Below are 819 nucleotides of genomic sequence, written 5' to 3'. Positions count from 1 at the left end.
ACAAACTACGTCACCAGGCTTTAGCTCCGTATCGGCGGCGTTCGTATGAATAAATAGACCTTCTGACGTCTTATCGTTGTTATCGTTCTCGATAGCTTGCAGGTAGAAGCCTTTCGTCAAACCGCTAGTAACAGCGCTCACGACACCAGTAACAAAATGCTCTTCTGTCGTAATGTATGGGTAACCATCGATAAATGGCGAAGAAGCACCTTCACCTTGAATGTCTTGAATGGATGTGAACGTTGGCGCGTGTCCATCCACTTCACACACAAATGCTGCAGGTGGCTCAGCTGCGTTCAGCTCGCCCAAGCCATCAATGTTGTCTTTTGCTAACGTTGTCCATTGAGAAGATTGGAAAGTCGCAGAAGGCGTCAGTGCGTCACCGTTACGTACCAAAGTGGCGTCTTTGCCAAATGCTACACCCCCCATCACGCCAACCATGTCGTGAACTTCACCATCTTTTAATAGTGCGAGAGGATCGTCACCATTAAAGTTAGCCACGTTTTTATCGGTCTGGTCAGCCACTGCTTTAATCGCATCGCTGGCATCACCATGGGCAAGAACAAACACCTGCTTCGCTTGCAACGTCACTTGGCTCAAATCGATCTTGCTGCCCCAAGTGCCACCACCATTAGATGATTTCGCTAGCTCATAACCTGTTAGCGTGACTGCGGCATCACCGGTATTCGCGATCTCGACCGCTTTATTATACGAGCCACCTTCTACGTACTGGGAAATGATAATTTCTGCATTCGCGTTAGCGCTAAGCGCACTAGCGATGGTTAATGCAAGTATTGAGGGTTTGATTAACGTGTCCAT

The 819-nt window shown here is 48.2% G+C and carries 1 protein-coding gene; it reads right to left on the bottom strand.

The window, feature by feature from the left end; all coding sequences use genetic code 11:
- Window positions 1-819, bottom strand: an 819-nt coding sequence (locus R8O10_RS24585; protein ID WP_318191868.1) for a lamin tail domain-containing protein, incomplete at both ends; no start/stop codon positions are given.

Origin of the sequence: Vibrio sp. 1727, from assembly GCF_033344415.1 — a bacterium.
GTDB lineage: Bacteria > Pseudomonadota > Gammaproteobacteria > Enterobacterales > Vibrionaceae > Vibrio > Vibrio alginolyticus.
The sequence above is the reverse complement of the archived record's forward strand: the minus strand, read 5'-3'. Positions and strand labels throughout refer to the sequence as shown.